This window comes from Komagataeibacter nataicola, from assembly GCF_003207795.1.
In the GTDB taxonomy this organism is placed as follows: Bacteria; Pseudomonadota; Alphaproteobacteria; order Acetobacterales; family Acetobacteraceae; genus Komagataeibacter; species Komagataeibacter nataicola.
In genome coordinates this window covers 26,816-46,231 of sequence record NZ_NIRT01000010.1, presented here as the reverse complement: position 1 = coordinate 46,231, position 19,416 = coordinate 26,816, and the positions used below count along the sequence as shown (strand labels likewise).

The following is a 19,416-nucleotide window of genomic DNA, read 5'->3' as shown; positions in this document are numbered from 1 at the left end:
TTCGTGCTGCAGCGCCCCGATTGACCGATGGGAAGGCACGGGATGGCCCTGCATGCTGCCTGTTCTGGCCCAACGGCAGGCAGCAGCGCGGGTTGCCTGCCATTTTGGCGTGCAGGCGGCATTTGAGGATGGCAGGCAGCAAAAACAGGAAAAGTTTCCGGGCGCCGCCTTTTTTCAAAAAGGCGGCGTTATCCGGCGCTTTTTCAGGATTGCAGGGTATCGGCAACGCAGGCCCTGTTCAGGCAGGCACCTTCTTCTCCACCGGGGCTGGCACGCGGATGAGATAGTCAAACGCCGAGAGCGCCGCCTTCGCGCCATCACCTATGGCGATGACAATCTGCTTGTAGGGCGTGGTGGTGGCATCACCTGCGGCAAACACGCCGGGCACCGAGGTCGCGCCATGATCATTGACCACGATCTCGCCAAACGCGTTGCGCTCCACCGTGTCCTTCAGCCAGTCCGTATTGGGCAGCAGGCCGATCTGCACGAACACGCCTTCCAGATCGACATGATGGTCCGCCCCGTCACCGCCGCGATAGGTCAGCCCGGTCACGTTGCGGCCGTTACCCTCGATGCGCGTGGTCAGCGCCTCGGTCAGCACGGTCACGTTGGGCAGGGTGGCCAGCTTGTCGCACAGCACCTTGTCCGCCTTGAGGTGGGAGCCGCGCTGGAGCAGCGTGACATGCGCCACGATGCCGGCAAGGTCGATCGCCGCCTCCACCCCGCTATTGCCGCCACCTGCCACCGCCACGCGCTTGCCCTTGTAGAACGGGCCATCGCAATGCGGGCAGTAGGCCACGCCCTTGTTGCGGTATTCCTCCTCGCCCGGCACGCCAAGGTGGCGCCAGTGCGCGCCGGTGGCCACGATGACGGTGCGGGCGTGCAGGATCGCGCCACTTTCCAGCGCCACGCCATGCAGCCCGCCGGGATGGACGGCGGGGAAGAGTTCGGTTGCCACCTCGCCCGGTATGACATCGACATCATAGGCGCGCACATGGGCTTCCAGTGCTGCCGAAAGCCTCGGGCCGGTTGTCTCGGGCACGGAGATGAAGTTCTCGATGCCTTCGGTATCCATCATCTGGCCGCCAAAACGCTCGGCCACCAGACCGGTGCGAACCCCCTTGCGCGCCGCATAGACCGCAGCCGAGGCCCCGGCAGGCCCGCTGCCGATAATCAGCACGTCAAAGGGTGCGATATCCTTCAGCTTTGCCGCGGCGCGTTTTGGCGCATCCGCATCGAGCTTTGCCAGGATCTGGCCCGCATCGGTGCGACCGGTCTCGAACAGCACGCCATTGAGGTAGACCTGCGGCACCGACATGATGTTGCGCGCGCTCACTTCATCCTGAAACAATGCGCCATCGATCGTGACGTTGCGAATATTGGAGTTGATGACACTCATGGCGTTGAGCGCCTGCACCACGTCGGGGCAGTTCTGGCATGACAGCGCCACATAGGTCTCGAAATTGTAATCCCCCGGAAGGGCGCGGATCTGGGCCACCATGTCATCAGAGAATTTGGGCGCGTGGCCACCCACCTGCAGCATGGCGAGCACGAAGGAGGTGAACTCGTGGCCCATGGGGATGGCGGCGAAGCTCACGTTCCCTGTCCTGGCCCCGGCCTGCTTGATGACAAAGGAAGGCCTGCGCGTGGCCTCGCCCTGCTCGCTCACCTGCACCCTGTCGGAAAGGGCGGCGACCTCGTGCAGCAGTTCATGCATCTCACGCGAGGGCGGGGTATCATCCAGCGAGGCTTCGAGCACGATGGGGTGCGCGAGACCGGCGAGGTAACCCTTGAGCTGCGTCTTGATGGCATCTTGCAACATGGCACGTCTCTCCACTTTTTCAGGCAGGGTGTGCGGGGGCTCTGGCCCGGCCCGCACCGTGCGGGACCAGGCCAGAGGCCGGGATCAGATCTTGCCCACGAGGTCGAGTGAGGGGGTCAGCGTTTCGCTGCCTTCCTTCCACTTCGCGGGGCAGACTTCACCGGGGTGGGAAGCGACATACTGCGCCGCCTCGATCTTGGAGAGGAGTTCGGCGGCGCTGCGGCCAACGCTGCCTGCCGTGATCTCGATGTACTGGATCTTGCCTTCGGGATCGAGCAGGAACGCGCCACGGTCGGCCACGCCAGCTTCCTCGATATACACATCAAAATTACGTGCGATATGGCCCGTCGGGTCGCCCAGCATGACATACTTGATCTTGCCGATGGCGGGCGACGTGTCATGCCATGCCTTGTGGGTGAAATGCTTGTCGGTCGAGACCGAATAGATTTCCACGCCCAGCTTCTGGAAGGCGGCGTAATTATCCGCGAGGTCTTCGAGTTCCGTCGGGCAGACAAAGGTGAAATCCGCCGGATAGAAGAAGAAAACGGACCATTTGCCCTTCACGTCGGCATCGGTCACCTTGATGAACTGGCCGTTATGGAAGGCGTCGGTCGTAAACGGTTTCAGCGAGTCATTGATGCGTGCCATTGGAATGCTCCTTGGTTTCGCGTGTCAGTTGTCGACGGGTTCTTATCCCACGTCCACGAAATGCGCAGAAACAGTTTCTGTCAATGTCTGTGATAGGATAAACCTTTTTACAAATGACCCAAAATAGGTTCTATCTATACGCATGACCTACATTCCTCTCTCCGGCCTCTCCCTGCGTGATATCGAATATGTTGTAGCGGTCGATGACCTGCGCAACTTTTCACGCGCTGCCGAGCGGTGCGGCGTGAGCCAGGGCGGCCTGTCGGAACAGGTGCGCAAGCTCGAGGCCCTGCTGGGCGTGGTCCTGTTCGAGCGTTCGCGCCGCCATGTCGCGCCCACGCCTGATGGCGCGCGGCTGATTGGCATGGGGCGCGAGGTGCTGGCCGCCGCCCGCGCCATGATCGAGGCCGCGCGCGTGCGCACCGGCCCGCTTGAAGGGCTGCTGCGCATTGGCGTGATTGCAACGCTCGGCCCCTATTACGTGCCCAACCTGCTGCCGCTGCTGCGCCGCTACTACCCCCAGTTGCAACTGCGCCTGACCGATAGCCTGACCGACATCATGCTGCGCATGCTGCGCCATGATGAACTCGATATCGTGCTCGCGGCCCTGCCGGTCAGTGGTGAGGGCTTTCATAGCGTGCCGCTGTTCAGCGAGCCGTTCCTGGCCGCCTTCCCCGCCGAGCACGCACTTGCCGAGCGCAAGAACCTGACCATGCCCGACCTGAAGGGACCGGACCTGCTTTTGCTGGAAGACGGGCACTGCCTGCGCGACCAGGCACTGGCCCTGTGCGGCATGTCATCAAGCCATGAACCCGAACGCCTTGCTGCAAGCCTTGAGATGCTGTGGCACATGATTGGCGCAGGCGAAGGCTATTCGCTCATTCCCCGCCTCGCCCTGCGCAACCGTGGCGAATGGGAAGGGCTGATTACGGTCCAGCCCATTCCGGCGGCAAGCCGCACGATCGGGCTGGTCTGGCGCGCCTCCGACCCGCGCGGAGCAGCCTTTGCCGACTTCGCCACATGCCTGCGCAACAACACGCCCGAAGGCTGTACCCCGCTGTCGCCCTTCCCCGCAAAAACCGGCCCTGAGCAGGACATGCAGTAGTCAAGGACCGGTGGCTTCGCCTGACCATAAGTCGGGCATGAAAGACGAACTACAGCGGCAATGCTGGCCGGGCGGATCTGCCCCCGGCACGTTGGACAATCAGGGAATTCGGTCTAAAGTAGGGTTTGTCGCGTGAACGGGCGCCGCCTGCTGGTGTTCGGTTCTCCCCTTTACCCCAAACACAAGCACGGAACCTGATATGCGCCGCACTGTTGTCTCATGGGGCAAGATTTCTGCTTCCTCATTAGTCATTTCTGTTTCCGTTCTCTGCGGTTTTTCAAGTTCGGGCCATGCCAGCGGTGATAATGATACTACTCTGACTATCAAATACTCCGCACCAAACTACACAACAACTCTGGATGACGGATCAGATATTACGCTCAAGGGCACAATAGAGTTTGTTGAAACCAGGGACAAACATTCAGGCAATTACTACAAATACGCTGTATTGAAAACAGATACGCCTTACCGGCTCAAGGAAGTTGAAAATACGGGAGAAGGTGACTACATCGATGACAGCAATGTCACCCCCACGATGTTCCTCCCGATCACGGAACATGATCCGAAGAATTCAATCAGCGAGTTCACGTCCTATCTGGGGCAGTATGTCACGCTGACAGGCAAGATAAAATCAACCAGTCACAACGGCCCGGTGCTGGAGTATCAATCCATCACCTTACCCCAGAAGGATAACTGACGCCCTGATGCGGGCAACCATTGCGGGCAGGCCCGCTACCCGGTCAGGCGGGTAACAAGCAACTGGTTGATGCGGAAGCCTTCCACGTCAACAACTTCAAAGCGGAAGCCCATCGTGTCCACCCGGTCCGCCTTGCGCGCCATGCGGCGCAGGCGGTGCATGATGAAACCGCCTATCGTATCAAACGGGCCGGCTTCATCAAGATCGGAGGCGTCGAGTTCGCGCCGCACATCCCCGATCGAGGCTGCGCCATCAATCAGCCACGAATTGGCATCGCGCCGCACGATCAGCTGCTCCTCGAACGGGTTGGCCACCCCACCCATCAGCGCGCCCATGATATCCTTGAAGGTAATCAGCCCCACGACCAGGCCGTATTCGTTCACCACCAGCGCAAAGCCTACGCCGTGTATGTCGAACTGGGCCAGCGTATCCCACAGATTGATGGTCTCGGGTACCGAAAGCACGTCGCGGCGCACCTGAAAGATGGGGCTCTCCGCCGAAGGGCCGCCTTTGCGCACGGGTGGCGGCGGCGTAGCGGGGTCGCGGTCCACCACGGCGGCCAGCACGTCTTCCGCCCGGATGGAGCCCACCACGTTGTCCAGCCCGCCATTGCATAAAGGATAGCGGGAATAAGGCTTGGCGCGCACCTTGGCCTTCTGCATCTCGGTGGTTTCCTGCAGGTCGAGGAATACGATCTCGTCACGCGGGGTCATGGCGGAGGTGATGGAGCGGTCCTGCAACCCCAGCACGTTCTGGATCATCTGGTGCTCCTGCTCGAGCAGCACGCCCGAGGCGGTGCCGGCGGCAAGAATGGCCCGCAGGTCCTCAGGCGTTACGGGCTCCACCGCCGAGGCGGCGGGAATGCGCAGCGCGCGCAGGATTGCGTCCGACACCTTGGAAAATACCCACACGATGGGAAAGAGCAGCCGCAACGCCAGGGCAGGAAACCACCCCACGGCCAGCGCGATCTTGTCGGGCGCATTCATGGCGATGCGCTTGGGCAGCAGGTCGGCAAACAGCACGAACAGGCCGGTAACGAGCATGAACCCCAGCATGGAAGCCAGCGTCTCGGCCGTGGCTGCGCTCAGGCCCCACTGTGTAAAGCCATGCGTGAGGGAGGGCGAGAGCATCTGCGAACTGATCATGCCGCCAAGCACGCCCACGCCATTGAGGCATATCTGCAACACGGTCATGACCTGCCCGCTGTTGCGCCGCAATTTCAGGAAGGCGACGGCCCGTTCATCCCCCGCTTCGGCGCGGGAGCGCAGGCGGGCATCACGGGCGGCGGCAAACGATATTTCCGATAGCGAAATAAATATATTGAGTGCGACCAGAAGCACAAGCGCAATCAGGCCAGAAAAAAACAGGACCACCAGAACACCCACAAAATAAATACAGCACTGTATAACACGCACCCCGCCTTACCGGCAGGACTATATGCACGCGACGGATATTTTTTTACTTGACCCATCATATCGGAACAAAAACAAATCACGGCCCCGCCGCCGCCTTGCCCCGATGATATGGCAGATGGAAAAGCGGGCGGGACATAAGCGTTTTCGGGCCTGTGTCGTTTTAGGCGTCAAATCTTTTTCCGCTTTGCAGGCCACCAGCCTGACAGCATACTTCGCCGTATCATCAAGGGCGCTGTTGCGCTGGCTTCGACCTGGCCGGGCGGCGACGGACCTGTGTATGAAACCATAAATTATGGTGAAACAATAAAATCACTATTGATGGTGTTATAATTCTGTCTTATCTGTCAGACAGGATATATGACGCTCTTCTTCTCCCCGCCACGAGGGGGCATTCTGGTACCGCCTGCGTGCTGTCACCCCCGCGCACGCAGGCATGAACAGCCGTAGCAAGGAAACAGGTGATCCATGAACGCAACACCCTCCCCCGCCCCGGCACGGACTCAAGTCGCCCTGACGGACATGGTGGCCCGTTTTGCGCAGCGCGCGGCGGCCTATGACCGATCGGGAGAGATTGCGACCGATAACCTTGATGATGTGCGCGCGGCTGGCCTGCTGGGCCTGACCATAGCCCGTGCGGATGGCGGGCAGGAGGGCGGGCTGCGGCAGATTGTCGAGGTCATCGGCACGCTGGCCAAAGGCGACCCGACCACGGCGCTGATTATTGGCATGCACTACCTGCAGCATGCCGTCATTGCCAGGGCCACCCACTGGCCTCAAGCCGCGCGCAAACAGGTGATCGAGACCGCCCTGCACGAAGGCGCGCTGATTAACGCGCTGCGGGTCGAGCCCGAACTGGGCACGCCCTCACGCGGGGGGCTGCCAGGCACGCGCATCACATGGGTTGATGGCAGGCCCCGGCTGAACGGGCGCAAGATCTATTCCACCGGGTCCACCGCCCTGCGCTGGGGCACGGTCTGGGCCGCCACTGATGAGGACGCGCCACGCGTGGGGCAGGTGCTCGTGGACCTGACCCTGCCCGGCGTGAGCATAGAGCGAAGCTGGAACCAGATGGGCATGCGCGCCACGGGCAGCCATACCATGGTGTTTGACAATGTGGAACTGCCTGACACCGCGCTGGTGGACCTGCGCGCGCCCGAAGAATGGCACACCCGCGATGGCTCGCTGGTCGTGGGGCATGTGCTGGCCATTGCCTGCCTGTATGATGGCGTGGCCCGCGCGGCACGGGACTGGCTGATTACTTTCCTGCATGAACGCGTGCCGACCGCACTGGGCAAGCCACTGGCCACGTTGCCCCGCTTCCAGACCCTGCTGGGCGAGATCGATGCGCTGCTGATGGTCAATGAAAGCCTGATTGAAACCGCGCTGACCAAGGCCGAAAGCGGCAACTACCCCTCGCATGAAGCCAATCTGGCCAAGTATGTAGTGACGGAAAACGCCATCAGGTCGGTTGAACTCGGCCTTGCCGCGATTGGCAACCCGGGCCTGAGCCAGGACAACCCGCTCGAGCGCCATTACCGCAATGTGTTATGCGCACGCATCCATACCCCTCAGGCCGATGTGGCGCTGGCCACCGCAGGCAAGGCGGCACTTGATACGGGGCGGTAGGACGGTTTTTCGCCGACTGCTTTTCATTCATGTATGATAATAGCGGGCGTGTCCTAAAAATTGCTTGAAAACAAGCTATTGATGAAAAATAAAAGTTTGGGGGTGTCGCCTTTTTTTTCAAAAAGGTGACGTCTTCCGAAGCTTTTTAGAAAACGCTTCACCAGAAACTTTTATAATTTCAGGGTATTATTGGCCTGTCTTTTCCAGCAGCCGCTTATTGCGAAATTTAATGAAAATTACCTTTTCTAAAGATGAAATAATAATCGTTTTCAACCCTGCCTGCATTTCGTAGGATCAGGGCTGACCCAACCTTCGAGATCAGGCCTGTAAACGTAATGAAAAAACACTCTTTTCTGGCGCTTGGCGCAGCCTGCCTGCTGGGCTTTGCAACATCCGCCCAGGCCCAGCCCTTTGGGGGACCCCAGGCATCCGGTCCGGGTGGCATGGGCGGCCCCGTCGGCCATGAAGGCCCGCATGCAGGCCCGGGTGGTCCCGGGTCGCGCGGCCCTGCACCCGGACCGCAGCGCCGCCCTGCCCCGCATGGCGGCCCCGACCACCGCATGGCAGGCCCTGGCGGCAACCGCGATGGCGGCTGGCATGACAATAATCCCGACATGAACCGCGTCTGGCACCGGGGCGAGCGTTATGATGGCCCGCGCAACAGTCGCTGGATTGTCAATGACTGGCAGAGCCACCGCGGCCTTTCCGCCCCGCCGTCAGGCTACGAGTGGATGCGCTATGGCAACCAGTACCTGCTGACTGGCATCACCACAGGCGTGATCGCAGGTGTGGTCAGCGCCACGCTCGGCAGCGTCATGCGCTAATACCGATAGACCGGTAAAATGGCCATGGGACAAAATCATGTCCTGTGGCCATATGAACGCCCGCCCCTACAGGCATGGTAGTGCTCCAGGTGCTGATTGCACAGGAACCGCAAGCTGAAAAATATATCGCGCATCGCATCATACGCGCCATAACCGGCTCATTCATCGGCATGATCGGTGTTCGCACCCGCTGCATGCGCGTGGTGCCTGCCATCTTCCAGCTGTCGTAAGCCATACGAATGATCTACGTCCGATTTCTCGAAAAGAGACTCTACCGCATCATAACAATAGGTATTCTCTTCATGGATATTGACTTCATGCGGATATTTTAATTCTATTTTTACTTTTCTATTTTCTATAACATTATTGTCGATATATGATGCGCATCGTTGTTTTTGCATTCGTGCCAGAAATCAGATAGTAGATCACCCAATTGCACAGAACATATCCTGAATTCGATCGTGCCATGACCATTCAGGACGTAGATAGCATCAGAAATATATCCTTCATCGCCTTCTACATACAAAAGCGCCTTTTTAGTATCCCCGACTGTCTCGACCAGCGCGCAACCTATTTCCTGATAAAATTTTCTATTTCTCTTTATTTATTTTATTTGTTTTATAAATATATTTACAATATTATCTACTCATAATACTTCCAGAATTCCTGTTCTGCGCCAAGGTAGAAAATCCTCGTGCTACGAGGCGCCATCCGCATGCCCCCGAACATACCATGGCCTGATAATATTTTCTTGTGCTATCTAATATAGCGTATTGCATATTGTGAGCGGATACGATTAGCTCACTCCATGACTCCTGACCATCCTGCTCCGCCGCGCCCCACCCAAAACACGGCTTGGCGGTTTGAAACAACATCCGGATCCGATCAGAACAGCCTGCCTGAAGTATTCGCCTCCGTGCAGGTGCCGCAGGCCGGGGCTTCATGGCTGCGGCGGCTGCTGGCCTTCATGGGGCCAGGCTATATGGTGTCGGTGGGTTATATGGACCCCGGCAACTGGGCGACCGACCTGCAGGGCGGGGCACAGTTTGGCTACACGCTGCTGGCCGTCATCCTGCTGTCAAACTTCATGGCCGTGCTGCTGCAATCGCTCTCGGCCCGGCTGGGCATCGCCACCGGGCGCGATCTGGCGCAGGCCTGCCGCGACCACTTTCCCCCTGCGGTGAACATCGTGCTGTGGCTGGCCTGCGAACTGGCCATAACGGCGTGCGACCTGGCAGAAGTCATTGGCACAGCGGTGGCGCTACAACTGCTGTTTGGCCTGCCACTGGTCATGGGGGCGGTCATATCGGTGCTTGATGCCTTTATCGTGCTCATTCTCATGAACCGGGGCTTCCGTTACCTTGAAGCCTTTGTTATCGGGCTGCTCAGCATCATCGCCCTGTGCTTTGTGGCGCAGGTTGTCGCAGCCCATCCGCCCATTGCCGCCGTGCTGGCAGGGTTCATGCCCCGCGCCGCAATCGTGACCAACAGCCAGATGCTCTATATCGCCATCGGCATCATCGGGGCGACGGTTATGCCGCATAACCTCTACCTGCATTCCTCCATTGTGCAGACCCGCGCCTTTTCCCGCACCGAGGCAGGGCGGCGCGACGCAATCCGCTGGGCCACGTGGGACAGCACGATCGCGCTCATGCTGGCGCTGTTCATCAACGCCGCCATCCTGATCGTGGCGGCCGCGGCCTTTCACACCAGCGGCCATCAGGATGTGGCCGAAATCGAGGATGCCTACCGCCTGCTCTCCCCCATTCTGGGGCTGGGTATTGCGTCCACACTATTTGCAGTGGCGCTGCTGGCGGCAGGCACCAATTCCACCGTGACCGGCACGCTGGCCGGACAGATCATCATGGAAGGCTTTTTGCACCTGCACATGCCTCCCTGGGCGCGGCGGCTGCTCACGCGCGGGCTGGCCATCGCTCCGGTCGTGGTGGTTACCGCTCTGTATGGCGACCAGGGCGTGGGGCGGCTGCTCATGTTCAGCCAGGTCATTTTGTCCATGCAATTGCCCTTTGCGGTCATACCTCTGGTCATATTTGTGTCTGACCGGGGCAAGATGGGGCCTTTTGTCATATCGCGGCCTGTCACCCTCCTGTCATGGGTCGTGACGGCGGTCATTCTGGCGCTCAATTTCAAGCTGCTGTTCGATACGCTTTCCTGACCGCCACACGGGGCCGTGCAGGGCAGTATTGCAACAATGAACCACCCCCGCCCCTTCTGTGCCGGGTCAGACAGGTTATAACGCTCACAGCCCGTTATAACATGCGGGAGCGTGTCAATATCTACCAGAATGGAAAACAGCCATGTCCGTTGAAAACATGCTTCGTGACGCCATCAGCAAGAAAAGCGTTGTCGGTTTTACTTTCGATGCCAAGAACTACATCGGCTCCCCCCACGCGCTCGGTGAGCGTGACGGCAAGCCGCAGGTGCTCATCTATCGTGGCGAAGACGCCCACGAAAAGCGCGTGCCGCCCATGGGTGAATGGAGCGTCCTGCCGCTCGACACCATCACTGACCTGAAGCTGCTGCCCGGGGAAGCCTTCCATGTCGGTCACCCCGATGCGAAGGTGGAAAAGGAACTGCACAAGGTGACACTGCGCGTCGCGTAATGCAGCCAGTCAAGGCCCCTGCCCGGTTTGTGGCAGGGGCCTTTTGTTTTTTCAGGCCTGCCCCTGCTGCGGGGGCGCCTTGGTCGTGGCGTCGATCTTGAGTTCGTTACCCGGCCAGTTATCAACGAAGTTGAGATAGCTTGGCACGGGGAACTTGATGCCCTCTGCATTCATGCGCACGGCAACGCGGCTGTAATACTGCCGGTACACGGTCCATTTCGACCCCGGCGCCGTGCGGATGGAGCCAAGGAAGCGCGCGCCATTGCCATCGGCCTGCTCAATGCCCAGAAACGTGAAGTCCGACAGGATCAGATGCGTAAAACGCGGGATCTTGCGCAGGGCCACAAGTTCTTCCTGCAATATTGTTGTGAGCTGCTGCGTGTCCTGGCTGAGGTCGATCATGACATCAACCACCACAAGATTGTAATCACGTGAAGTATTGGCGATGGACGATACCCCGGAAAACGGGATGATATGCAGGTCGCCATTGACCGAGCGCAGCCGCAACGTGCGGATGGACAGATGCTCCACAGTGCCCGACACGCCACCCGCTGTAACCCAGTCGCCTACCTGTATGGCGTTTTCCACCAGCATGAAGAAGCCGGTGATGAAATCCTTGACCAGACTCTGCGCACCAAAGGCGATGGCCGCACCCATGATTCCCGCACCCGTCAGAAGTGGTGCGACGTTGATGCCAATCTGTGAAAGCGTGGTGACAGCGACGATGATGATGATCAGCGCCAGCAGCACGGTCTTGATAATGGGCAGCACGGTGCGCAGGCGGCTCGCACGCCCCTGCTGTGATGAATTCTCGAACCGCGCGATCTGGCCCTGCAGCACCGCGTTGACTGCCTCCCAGATGAACACGGCTACCGTATAGGCAACGATGACCGACGTGATCGTGCCCATCACCTTCTGCCCCAGTTTGCCGTGGAACAGGAAACTGATGGCCGGCAGCCCGAGTGCCTGCAGGAACAGGATGACGGTGGCGAACGATAGCAGGAAGGACAGGATCTTGCGCGCGGTCGGGTAATAATAATTCACCCGCGCCTGCAGGCCGGGATAACGCGCCTCCATGGCGGGCGAGATATGGAACAGCCGGTTCTGCACGTTATAGGCCAGCACCGAGAACAGACGCGACAGGATCACGACCGCCGTGGTCAGGATGACCGTGCGGATGATCCACGCATAACCACCCTGGATGTGGGTGGCCCAGATCAGCCACAGCGCGAAGTTGAAGAACATGGCCGGTATCCACCACAGATACACAAGGCGGCCCACGAACGCCCAGAACGGCTGCTGGCGCAGGCGCGCCGAGGGTTGCAGCGCCGAGGCGACATGCCTGCGCACCCGCCACGTAAAGATGGCCACCAGCACATGCTCGATCAGCACGACCGAGCGGATGATGGCTTCCGTGCCACGGGCAGGCATGTCGAACACACCGCCAAGCGTGGAAAGACACACCACGACCGAGGGCGCCGCCACCAGAAAGTTGAGCCAGCGCGTGACCATGAAGGCCGTCTGGTCGCTTGCGCTGCACAGCCGGATGGCGGGCGAATGCGGCACAAACAGCGTTTCCATGAGCAGGTAAACCACGCGCGCCACCACATAGGCGTTGGTCAGCGTCAACGTAACCAGCATCGCCTGGTGGGTGGTGGTCAGCATATAGGCAAAACCGGTGCCCAGCCCGAAGAACAGCCCCACCGGCACCAGCTTGATGAGCATGTGCATGAGCGAATACGGCACGCGCGCCAGCAGGCGCAGGGTGGCGTGCTGGGCCTGCATGTCCTGCTGGCGGGCTGCGGCTTCAGTGGCTGGCTGTTCACCATTGCCATCTGCCGTGGGCGCCGCCGGTGCGGCAGGCGCTGGCGCGGCGGCTGAGGCATCAGGCAGGTTGAGGCGTTTTTCCGTGGCCAGCGCGCGTGCGGTCACCCCGCGCAGGGGCTTGCGCAACAGCAGCGAGAGGCCATGCTCGGCTGCCAGCGCCAGAAGCAGAATCAGCGTCGCCCTTCCCACCGCATCAAGCAGGATACCGCGTGATTGCGGGTCGGCGAAGATGGTATGCGTCCAGTGAACGACGAACGCCAGATCCCCGAACAGGGCGACAAAATGCTGTGCCTGCACGATCAGGCTGGCCCGCAGGGCTTCGGTGTCCTGCACAAGGTCGCTGCCCAGACTGTCAGGCTGCACGGTCAGTTCCTGTGCGGAGGCCGCCGCGTGCGCAGGTGGCGCAGCAGGGGCCGGAGCCGGGGCGGGTGCTGGCGGAAGCCCGGCGCTAATGGCCGCCAGGGTATTTTCAAACTCGGCGCGGCGGGCGGGATCATTAATCACCGCCAGCACCTGCCGCGCCTGCTCGGGGGTCATGCCATGAGCGGGCGCGGCAGGTGCTGGCGCCACATTTTCATCCGCCGCACGGGCCACATGCGGCCCGAAACCCGCCAGCCCGACCAGCAACCCCAGAACCGCTCCGCGCAACAGAGCTCCGAAGGCCCCGTGCCGCTGGCTCCCTGCGGAAAAATGCCGCCCCTCGCCCCGCTGGCCGGTTTGTGTTGAATGGCGCATTTTTCAAATTCCGTCCCGACTGCTCGATCCTGCCGATCTGCCGGACAGACATGGCAGGAAATGCGCCACGACCCGGACAGATGGCGCGATTTATCGCAGAGATGGATGTAAAAGCGCAGGCACGGGGAAGCCGGGCAGATATGCAATAAATTGCCCTACCCTTTCACCCTATACTTTGTATCAGCCCCAATTACTTTCTGTGCTTAATTTTTATTTTGATAATGCCTATATGATAATTTTATATCGATTTATCTTATATCTGAAAAATAAATTAATACCCCCATCACGGCCTGCCCACATGCTTGCGGATAAGCGGTATGGCATCGGGGTCATGCCGCAGGGCCCGCGCCAGCAGGTCCTGCCCCAGCGCCTTGAGCGCAAGCGGGTGCATGGTCTCGACCGCGCGGTCGAGGCTGTGCCGCTCCGTATCGGACAGGTCGGGATCATCGACAATGCGCTGGCGCAGCGCTTTCAGCGTTTCAGGCCCCGATAGGGTGACGTGCAGGTCATCGGGTCGGTCGAGATAAGCGCGACCGGCTGGCGTCAGGCTGGTTTCACCCGTAATGCCAAGGCCCGTGGGGCGTATGCCCACCCCGCCCTTGCACAGGCCCTGCAGTTCAAGATCCATCAGGTTGCGGGCGTATTTTTCCTCATCCGCCGCCTGTACGGGCCGCAGGGTGGTCGTGCCGCCCTGATCGGCCATGTGGCGCAGCAACTGCCCCTGCAACTCACGGTCAATCACGTCTTGCCTCCACTCATCATGCATACAGGTTCCATGATGGTCCGGCATGATCGGGCAGACAACAGTCGTGTGAATACATACGGTTATACAGCATCAGTCACAATCGGGCGCATCGTGGCACCATTGCGGCACATGCGCGCGGGGCACGCGTTCGCGCGCGGCCTGCGTAACCTGGGCAAGCACGCCAAGCGCATGCTCACGCACGGCACGGGTGTTGACCCGGCTGGCCCCTTCGCGGCCCTGCGCCATGACCTGCCCGAACTGCCCGAGCCGCCGCAGCAGCGCCGCGCGCTGGGCTTCATCAAGGTCAAGCACCGCCGCGTGGAAGGCATTCTGCCAGATCTGCAAGGCCAGGCGCTCCTGTTCAGGCGCGGGCAGATGATCGTGGCCTTGTGTCATGTCGTTTTCTTATCCTGCTTCATGGTGGGCATAGAACACCATGAAATGCCATGACCCGGAAGGTATGGCCGCCTTTTGCGCCAAAACTGACGCCTCAGGGCTGATGCTTCAGGGCTGGGCCGCGGGCCATGTGGCGGGCTGGCCCATTGGGCAGGGTACATCATAGGTCAGGCGGTCGGGGTGGATGTCGCGCAGGATTTCCATGTTGCGAAACAGCTCGCGCCGGTCTGGCCGTAGCGCCTGACGCGACAGGAACGCCCGCGCCTCGGCCTTTGCCGCCTGCATGGGGTAGTCCTGCCCCGCAGGCTTGAGGTGTTCTATGGCCGTATAATCCACAATGCCAACATTATGGTGGTTGCGGCGTGCCGCGTTGCAGAACGCGATATCCGTCGCCCAGGCCCAGCGTAATTCGGGGAATGGATAGACATAGGCCATCGCATCACGGTGGAAGGCGGTGACCGGCCCGTCTTCCACATATCGGGTAATGCGCCCGAGGCTGTTCCATTTGCGATAATTGAACGTAAAGGATGTATAGGAATGGTAACGATGGGCGGGCTGGGAAATTTTCAGCCCCATGACCTCGCACAGCGATATGAACCCATCCAGAAAACGCGGCGGCAGGGCAACGTCGTCATCGGTAATGACCACCCAGTCATAATCCTGCAGTTTTACTGTTGCGAGGGCTGTATTGATGTTGCCGAACTTGCCCTTGTCGCGCATCTGGGCAGTTACGAAATCAACCTTGTGCTTTGTATTTCTCAGCCGTCTGAACACCTCATGCAGCCTGCGCTCGCGTTTTGGCACCCGCACGGATGTAACGAGAATTCTGCGCACCGGCTGCCTGCTGGCAATATTCCTGACATGACGGAAATACTTCCGATTATGGAAATCAAACACCATATCCGCCAGAACGGAAACCTTGCGTTTTTGCCAGAAGTTCTTGTGCTGACAAAAATCGGAATCAAAGAAATCCGTTTTTTCCTGCTCTGGTATTGTCATGTTTTTCTCTCCATTACCATTTCATGGGCAGCAGGCGATGGGCGGCGCACCCTGCCACAGGCAGCGCGGGCATGGCAGGACAAACATGATCCCGTTCGTAAAGTTTCAAATCATTTCTGGAGAAATCATATTCCATAATATTCAGGCACGGGCCGGAACTGTACCCCCATCAGCACGATACGACCAGCGGGGAGCCTGCCTGCAAGATTGTATCCACCCCTCGCATTTCTTAAAAAAGGATAGAATACCATGCGTATCATTTCTGTCTTTGCAGTAACGGGCATGGTGCTCATGGTCAGTGGTTCGGCTGCCCTGGCCCAGAAACATCCGACCGACAGAAGCGTGGACCTGCCGGGAGATAATTCCCCCTCTGCCATAGAACGGGCGCACCCGCAGTCCCGCAAGACCGTGCCGCTGCCTGAAAAGAGTGAACGGCCCGACCCCGCAGACCAGCCCAGGCAGCCCGACCAGCCGCTGACCCGTCAGCCCGCCGCCAATAAAAGTCCGGATGGTCCCGGCATGTCTTCCAACCACCAGACCCTGCGCAGCCCATCCGCCCTGCAATAGAAAATTGCAAGGTGTCGCCAGTCGGACAATCGCTTCATCTACAATTCTGCTTGTAACAACAGGCCTTTCGCGGGGCTGCTGACCGCAACCCCGCTTTGCCTGGTGTTGTCACGCTCAACCCAAGAACAGGCAGCAGCACTCCCTGCCTTGCCTCAGGCGCAGCTTTTCGCTTGCGACATGGTCATGGCATGGGTGGCAAGATAGCGGAACTGCGCCTGTTCTTCAGGAAAGGCGGGCATGCCCTGCAGGGCATGCGTGCTCCTGCGGTAGCGATGCAGGTTGCTCAACCGCCGCCAGGGGCGGTCGGGGTGCTGTTTGTTCCACAGGCTGATCGCCCGCAGTTCAACTTCCTGGATGTTTACATCATGATCTGACTTCGGCATGTCCATCTCCCTTGCATTTGCGTTGTGGGTATTGGAACTGTCACGAGGTTTATGCTGGTGCGGTGGGTCATACCCGCCACGCGCATCCAACGCCGCAGCATAGCACGGGTTCATGCACGGGCCTGCAATCTCTCTGTACCGTGATGCAGCAACCCTTATTACGTGACGCAATCAAACATCACGTTTCGTTACGGCTGTTGCGAAGCCGCACCCGTTAAGATCGTGTCAATCGTGGGCAATTACGTGGAGCGTGCATGTTTTTCCTGGTTCGCAGGGCACCAGAGACAATAGATGTGTCAAACAGCCAGATCAGCAGGCCGGGTTGAATGCGGGCTGCCGCCATGCTGGCCTGTTTCATGATGCTGGCTGGCTGTACTGCCCGTTCCGTGCCGCTTGATGACGACGGACTGCCCGTTACAAACGGCCGGGAAATGGACACCCCGGCCGAAGGCGGGACGTCGGACGGCAGGCGCGGCCTGTGGTCTGACATGCTGCATACCGCCATGCAGGCGGGCATGGGCATGCTGCACCACTAGCCGCGCCCTGCCCTGTTTTACTTCACGGTGGCGGCAGTCATTTTGGGAAACACCATGGTTTTCACCCCCTCAGGGGTAAGATCACGGCCGCCAGCAGGCGCGCCATTTTCACGCAGCATGAACGCCAGCAGGTCCGCATTCTGCGCGGGTGTCAGCGTGCCGGGCGCAAAAAGCGGCATGGCTTTTGCCATGTAGTCAAAAAGCTGGCCCAGCGGCGCGCCTGCCCAGTTGGCAGCAAAACGCCCCACAAGCGGCGGCACGTCAAAGGCCCCGCCCAGATCCGCCCCGTGGCACACCGCGCAGAACTGCTGGTAGGTCAAAGCCCCCCGCCCGGCCTGTGCCGTGGTGTAATAGGCAGTACCGGCCCGCGCCGGTGCGGCATGGGCCATGGGTAGTGCTGCATGCGCCATTATGCCAAACAGCCCTACCCCCAGCGCGGCACCACGCAGCCTTGCCTGCAGGCCGCGCATCAGCCCTGTACCGCGGGGAAACGGGCGAAGAGGTTTTCAAATATGCCAATCGCCTTTTCCGCCTCGCTGCGGTCGGCATGTTCAAAACTGTTGCCCACGCCATCCATTTCGCCCAAGCCCGACATGTCAAACCCCTGTATCATTAACCCGTCACTTTTCGAGAGGGCGGAGGCCCCCTTGTATCGCACCCCATAAGCCGCATCCGGCTGCGGCGGCAGCCACGCGGTCTGGCCGCGCACGGGAATGAGCGAACGGTCCCCCCACAGGTCACGCGCCGCATAGCCGGGGCAGTTGATGATGACAGGCTCGGGCAGTGTCTTCATGTCGGCAGGCGTATGGAACTCACGAATGACGATCCGCCCCCCGGCCTGATAAAACTCGGACAGCAGCAGATGCCCATACGCCCCGAAATTGAAGATCATGAGCGGCGCGCGCCGGGCATAGGGCACCGAAAAAGGATTTTCCTGCGCTGAAAGCAGCTCGGCGGCAGGAATGATATCGCGTATCCGCTCGCCATAACTGGCAAATTCGCTTGATTGCTGCGGCATGCCGGTCGAGGCGTAATCCCCCTTGTGGCCCGGATTTTCCGGCTCGGATTCCGGCGCATCAAAGGGCGTGTCGGACAGGACATAACTGTCACGGAAGTCGATCGGGTTGCCGGGCAGGCCAAGATAATCGCGATAGCTTTTCCATGAATAGCGGGCCATCCGCTCCCATGTATCGGCAAATTGCGGGCCTGCGGGGGCTGTCAGCGCCACGCGTGAATCCGGTGTCCAGCTGCCATTGGCCCGGACCGAGCGTGTATGGGGCAGCAGGTCGCGCGTATAGATCGTGACATCAAGCCCCGCGCGCTGCGCCGTCAGCGCCGTGGTCAGGCCAATGACCCCGCACCCCACCACCGCAACGCGCCGGGGCGACAGGGCGGCCGCCTTGCCCACCGCCATCTCGGCCGACCCCCATGAAAGCGACCACCCGCTGCCCCCATGGCCATAATTATGAATAACCACCTTCTCGCCCACCCGCTCGACATCCAGCCGGGGCCCCGCCGCGCGGAACGGGCGCAGGCAGACCTTGATATCGGTTATCTGATCGGCATGGGGGCGCATGGGCACAAGACGGGGCACCGTGCCGGGCACCGCCGTGCGCCGCAGCGCCGCCGCCGCTGCGGGCACGGAAGCCCACCGGCCACCAGCCAGCGCGCCAAGGGCCAGGGAACCGGCAAACAGCCCCCTCCGGCCCAGACGGGAGGGCGTGTTTTTCGGGTCATCAAGAAAACTGTTCACGTTCAAACCTCTGTTTACCGGGCGCCTGTCATGGAAAATCCGCCGGTTTCATTACATGAGCCTTCATGCAGATCCGTTTAAAAATGTTCTGTATGCTGCTTTTTTAAATCCGCTGTCATGGCCTGTGCTTTCATGGGGTGGGCAAGGTAAATTTCCTCTCCCTCGCAGTCAAACCGCAGCTAGAAAAAACCAGGCCATGCCGTTGCACCGGAAACGCTCATGGTCCGTCGGCACGCCTTCAGGCCGTGCGGGCGCAGGCGGACGGCATGGACATGGTTACGTGGAGATCAATATTATATAATTTTCATTCTATGTGGATTTTAATGCCTCCCATATCGCCTTTAATTAGGTGATCCATGAAGAAATACTGGCGCGTATGGAATTTGAGGATAAAGCACGCAAAGCCGATTTTTTCATTGCCGACATGCCTGCGGGCCGGACCATCCTGCAATCCAGCCCGTGTGAATACCTGCCGAACAGCGCGCCTGCTCACCTGCCTTTTCGGGGCAGGCATACATCATGGCTTGCTGCGTGCTGGAAACAACCATGATGAGCGTCGGCTTCGGGTGTGGTTATGATGAACACACCCATCATCAATGGCGACCCGCGCCTAGACTGGCACGGACAGGAACATGGATATGGTTTTGACATGCCTGTCCATAACGGCAGGGAAATCCGTTTTACCGAACTGCGCTCTCGCGCCACCGCCTGATT

Annotated in this window: 21 protein-coding genes; 11 read left to right on the top strand and 10 right to left on the bottom strand. The window is 59.9% G+C overall.

Annotated elements, in window-relative coordinates; all coding sequences use genetic code 11:
- Window positions 1-238 precede the first annotated feature (238 nt).
- Together ahpF and ahpC are read right to left on the bottom strand one after the other, a co-directional pair.
- Window positions 239-1,822: an alkyl hydroperoxide reductase subunit F gene (gene ahpF, locus CDI09_RS07525; protein WP_078523756.1), complete on the bottom strand. Its 1,584-nt coding sequence runs from the start codon at window positions 1,820-1,822 to the stop codon at window positions 239-241.
- Between the two features lie 84 nt (window positions 1,823-1,906).
- Window positions 1,907-2,470 (bottom strand): alkyl hydroperoxide reductase subunit C, encoded by a 564-nt coding sequence (ahpC, locus tag CDI09_RS07520; protein ID WP_078523755.1) that lies wholly within the window; start codon window positions 2,468-2,470, stop codon window positions 1,907-1,909.
- A gap of 142 nt (window positions 2,471-2,612) precedes the next feature.
- Here ahpC and CDI09_RS07515 point away from each other — a divergent pair, with 142 nt between their 5' ends.
- Entirely contained in the window at window positions 2,613-3,575 is a 963-nt protein-coding gene (locus CDI09_RS07515) for a hydrogen peroxide-inducible genes activator (protein ID WP_110571229.1), read from the top strand.
- Between the two features lie 199 nt (window positions 3,576-3,774).
- Window positions 3,775-4,272 carry a hypothetical protein gene (locus tag CDI09_RS07510; protein ID WP_078523753.1) on the top strand — a complete coding sequence of 166 codons (498 nt, stop codon included), beginning with the start codon at window positions 3,775-3,777 and terminating at the stop codon, window positions 4,270-4,272.
- Window positions 4,273-4,307: 35 nt separating this feature from the next.
- Here CDI09_RS07510 and CDI09_RS07505 read toward each other — a convergent pair whose 3' ends face one another.
- A complete protein-coding gene (locus tag CDI09_RS07505) occupies window positions 4,308-5,645 on the bottom strand; it encodes a hemolysin family protein (protein ID WP_205836650.1) in 1,338 nt (445 codons plus the stop codon).
- 507 nt (window positions 5,646-6,152) lie between these two features.
- Between CDI09_RS07505 and CDI09_RS07500 the strand changes: the two genes are divergently transcribed.
- From CDI09_RS07500 to CDI09_RS07480, 5 genes are all read left to right on the top strand, one after another.
- Complete coding sequence (locus tag CDI09_RS07500; RefSeq protein WP_078523751.1) at window positions 6,153-7,313, top strand: acyl-CoA dehydrogenase family protein; 1,161 nt, start codon at window positions 6,153-6,155, stop codon at window positions 7,311-7,313.
- Window positions 7,314-7,648: 335 nt separating this feature from the next.
- Entirely contained in the window at window positions 7,649-8,137 is a 489-nt protein-coding gene (locus CDI09_RS07495; protein WP_078523750.1) for an RcnB family protein, read from the top strand.
- 74 nt (window positions 8,138-8,211) lie between these two features.
- Entirely contained in the window at window positions 8,212-8,367 is a 156-nt protein-coding gene (locus CDI09_RS18085; protein ID WP_170120486.1) for a hypothetical protein, read from the top strand.
- 578 nt (window positions 8,368-8,945) lie between these two features.
- Window positions 8,946-10,313, top strand: a complete 1,368-nt coding sequence (locus tag CDI09_RS07485; RefSeq protein WP_078523748.1) for an Nramp family divalent metal transporter — start codon at window positions 8,946-8,948, stop codon at window positions 10,311-10,313.
- A 142-nt stretch (window positions 10,314-10,455) separates the two neighbouring features.
- Window positions 10,456-10,761: a hypothetical protein gene (locus CDI09_RS07480; protein ID WP_078523747.1), complete on the top strand. Its 306-nt coding sequence runs from the start codon at window positions 10,456-10,458 to the stop codon at window positions 10,759-10,761.
- A gap of 51 nt (window positions 10,762-10,812) precedes the next feature.
- Here CDI09_RS07480 and CDI09_RS07475 read toward each other — a convergent pair whose 3' ends face one another.
- From CDI09_RS07475 to CDI09_RS07460, 4 genes are all read right to left on the bottom strand, one after another.
- Window positions 10,813-13,323, bottom strand: a complete 2,511-nt coding sequence (locus CDI09_RS07475) for a mechanosensitive ion channel family protein (protein WP_078523746.1) — start codon at window positions 13,321-13,323, stop codon at window positions 10,813-10,815.
- Between the two features lie 283 nt (window positions 13,324-13,606).
- A complete protein-coding gene (locus CDI09_RS07470) occupies window positions 13,607-14,065 on the bottom strand; it encodes a hypothetical protein (protein ID WP_078523745.1) in 459 nt (152 codons plus the stop codon).
- Between the two features lie 93 nt (window positions 14,066-14,158).
- Window positions 14,159-14,464: a hypothetical protein gene (locus CDI09_RS07465; protein WP_078523744.1), complete on the bottom strand. Its 306-nt coding sequence runs from the start codon at window positions 14,462-14,464 to the stop codon at window positions 14,159-14,161.
- A 108-nt stretch (window positions 14,465-14,572) separates the two neighbouring features.
- The gene (locus tag CDI09_RS07460; protein ID WP_249034005.1) at window positions 14,573-15,298 is read right to left on the bottom strand and encodes a glycosyltransferase; all 726 of its coding nucleotides are present in this window, start codon (window positions 15,296-15,298) and stop codon (window positions 14,573-14,575) included.
- Window positions 15,299-15,325: 27 nt separating this feature from the next.
- On the opposite strand from CDI09_RS07460, the gene CDI09_RS17565 reads away from it, so the two are divergent.
- A complete protein-coding gene (locus CDI09_RS17565; protein ID WP_167370135.1) occupies window positions 15,326-15,601 on the top strand; it encodes a hypothetical protein in 276 nt (91 codons plus the stop codon).
- A 111-nt stretch (window positions 15,602-15,712) separates the two neighbouring features.
- Complete coding sequence (locus CDI09_RS07455) at window positions 15,713-16,030, top strand: hypothetical protein (protein ID WP_236944560.1); 318 nt, start codon at window positions 15,713-15,715, stop codon at window positions 16,028-16,030.
- 152 nt (window positions 16,031-16,182) lie between these two features.
- Here CDI09_RS07455 and CDI09_RS07450 read toward each other — a convergent pair whose 3' ends face one another.
- Window positions 16,183-16,413 (bottom strand): hypothetical protein, encoded by a 231-nt coding sequence (locus CDI09_RS07450; protein WP_236944559.1) that lies wholly within the window; start codon window positions 16,411-16,413, stop codon window positions 16,183-16,185.
- Window positions 16,414-16,739: 326 nt separating this feature from the next.
- Here CDI09_RS07450 and CDI09_RS07445 point away from each other — a divergent pair, with 326 nt between their 5' ends.
- A complete protein-coding gene (locus CDI09_RS07445; RefSeq protein WP_078523742.1) occupies window positions 16,740-16,949 on the top strand; it encodes a hypothetical protein in 210 nt (69 codons plus the stop codon).
- 17 nt (window positions 16,950-16,966) lie between these two features.
- Here the strand turns inward: CDI09_RS07445 and CDI09_RS07440 are convergent, their stop codons facing one another.
- Window positions 16,967-17,419 (bottom strand): c-type cytochrome, encoded by a 453-nt coding sequence (locus CDI09_RS07440; RefSeq protein WP_078523741.1) that lies wholly within the window; start codon window positions 17,417-17,419, stop codon window positions 16,967-16,969.
- Window positions 17,419-18,660 carry an FAD-dependent oxidoreductase gene (locus tag CDI09_RS07435; protein ID WP_078527562.1) on the bottom strand — a complete coding sequence of 414 codons (1,242 nt, stop codon included), beginning with the start codon at window positions 18,658-18,660 and terminating at the stop codon, window positions 17,419-17,421. The genes CDI09_RS07440 and CDI09_RS07435 overlap by 1 nt, the downstream gene beginning before the upstream one ends.
- 616 nt (window positions 18,661-19,276) lie before the next feature.
- Here CDI09_RS07435 and CDI09_RS18080 point away from each other — a divergent pair.
- Window positions 19,277-19,414, top strand: coding sequence for a hypothetical protein (locus CDI09_RS18080; RefSeq protein ID WP_167370148.1), 138 nt, complete (start codon window positions 19,277-19,279; stop codon window positions 19,412-19,414).
- Window positions 19,415-19,416 lie beyond the last annotated feature (2 nt).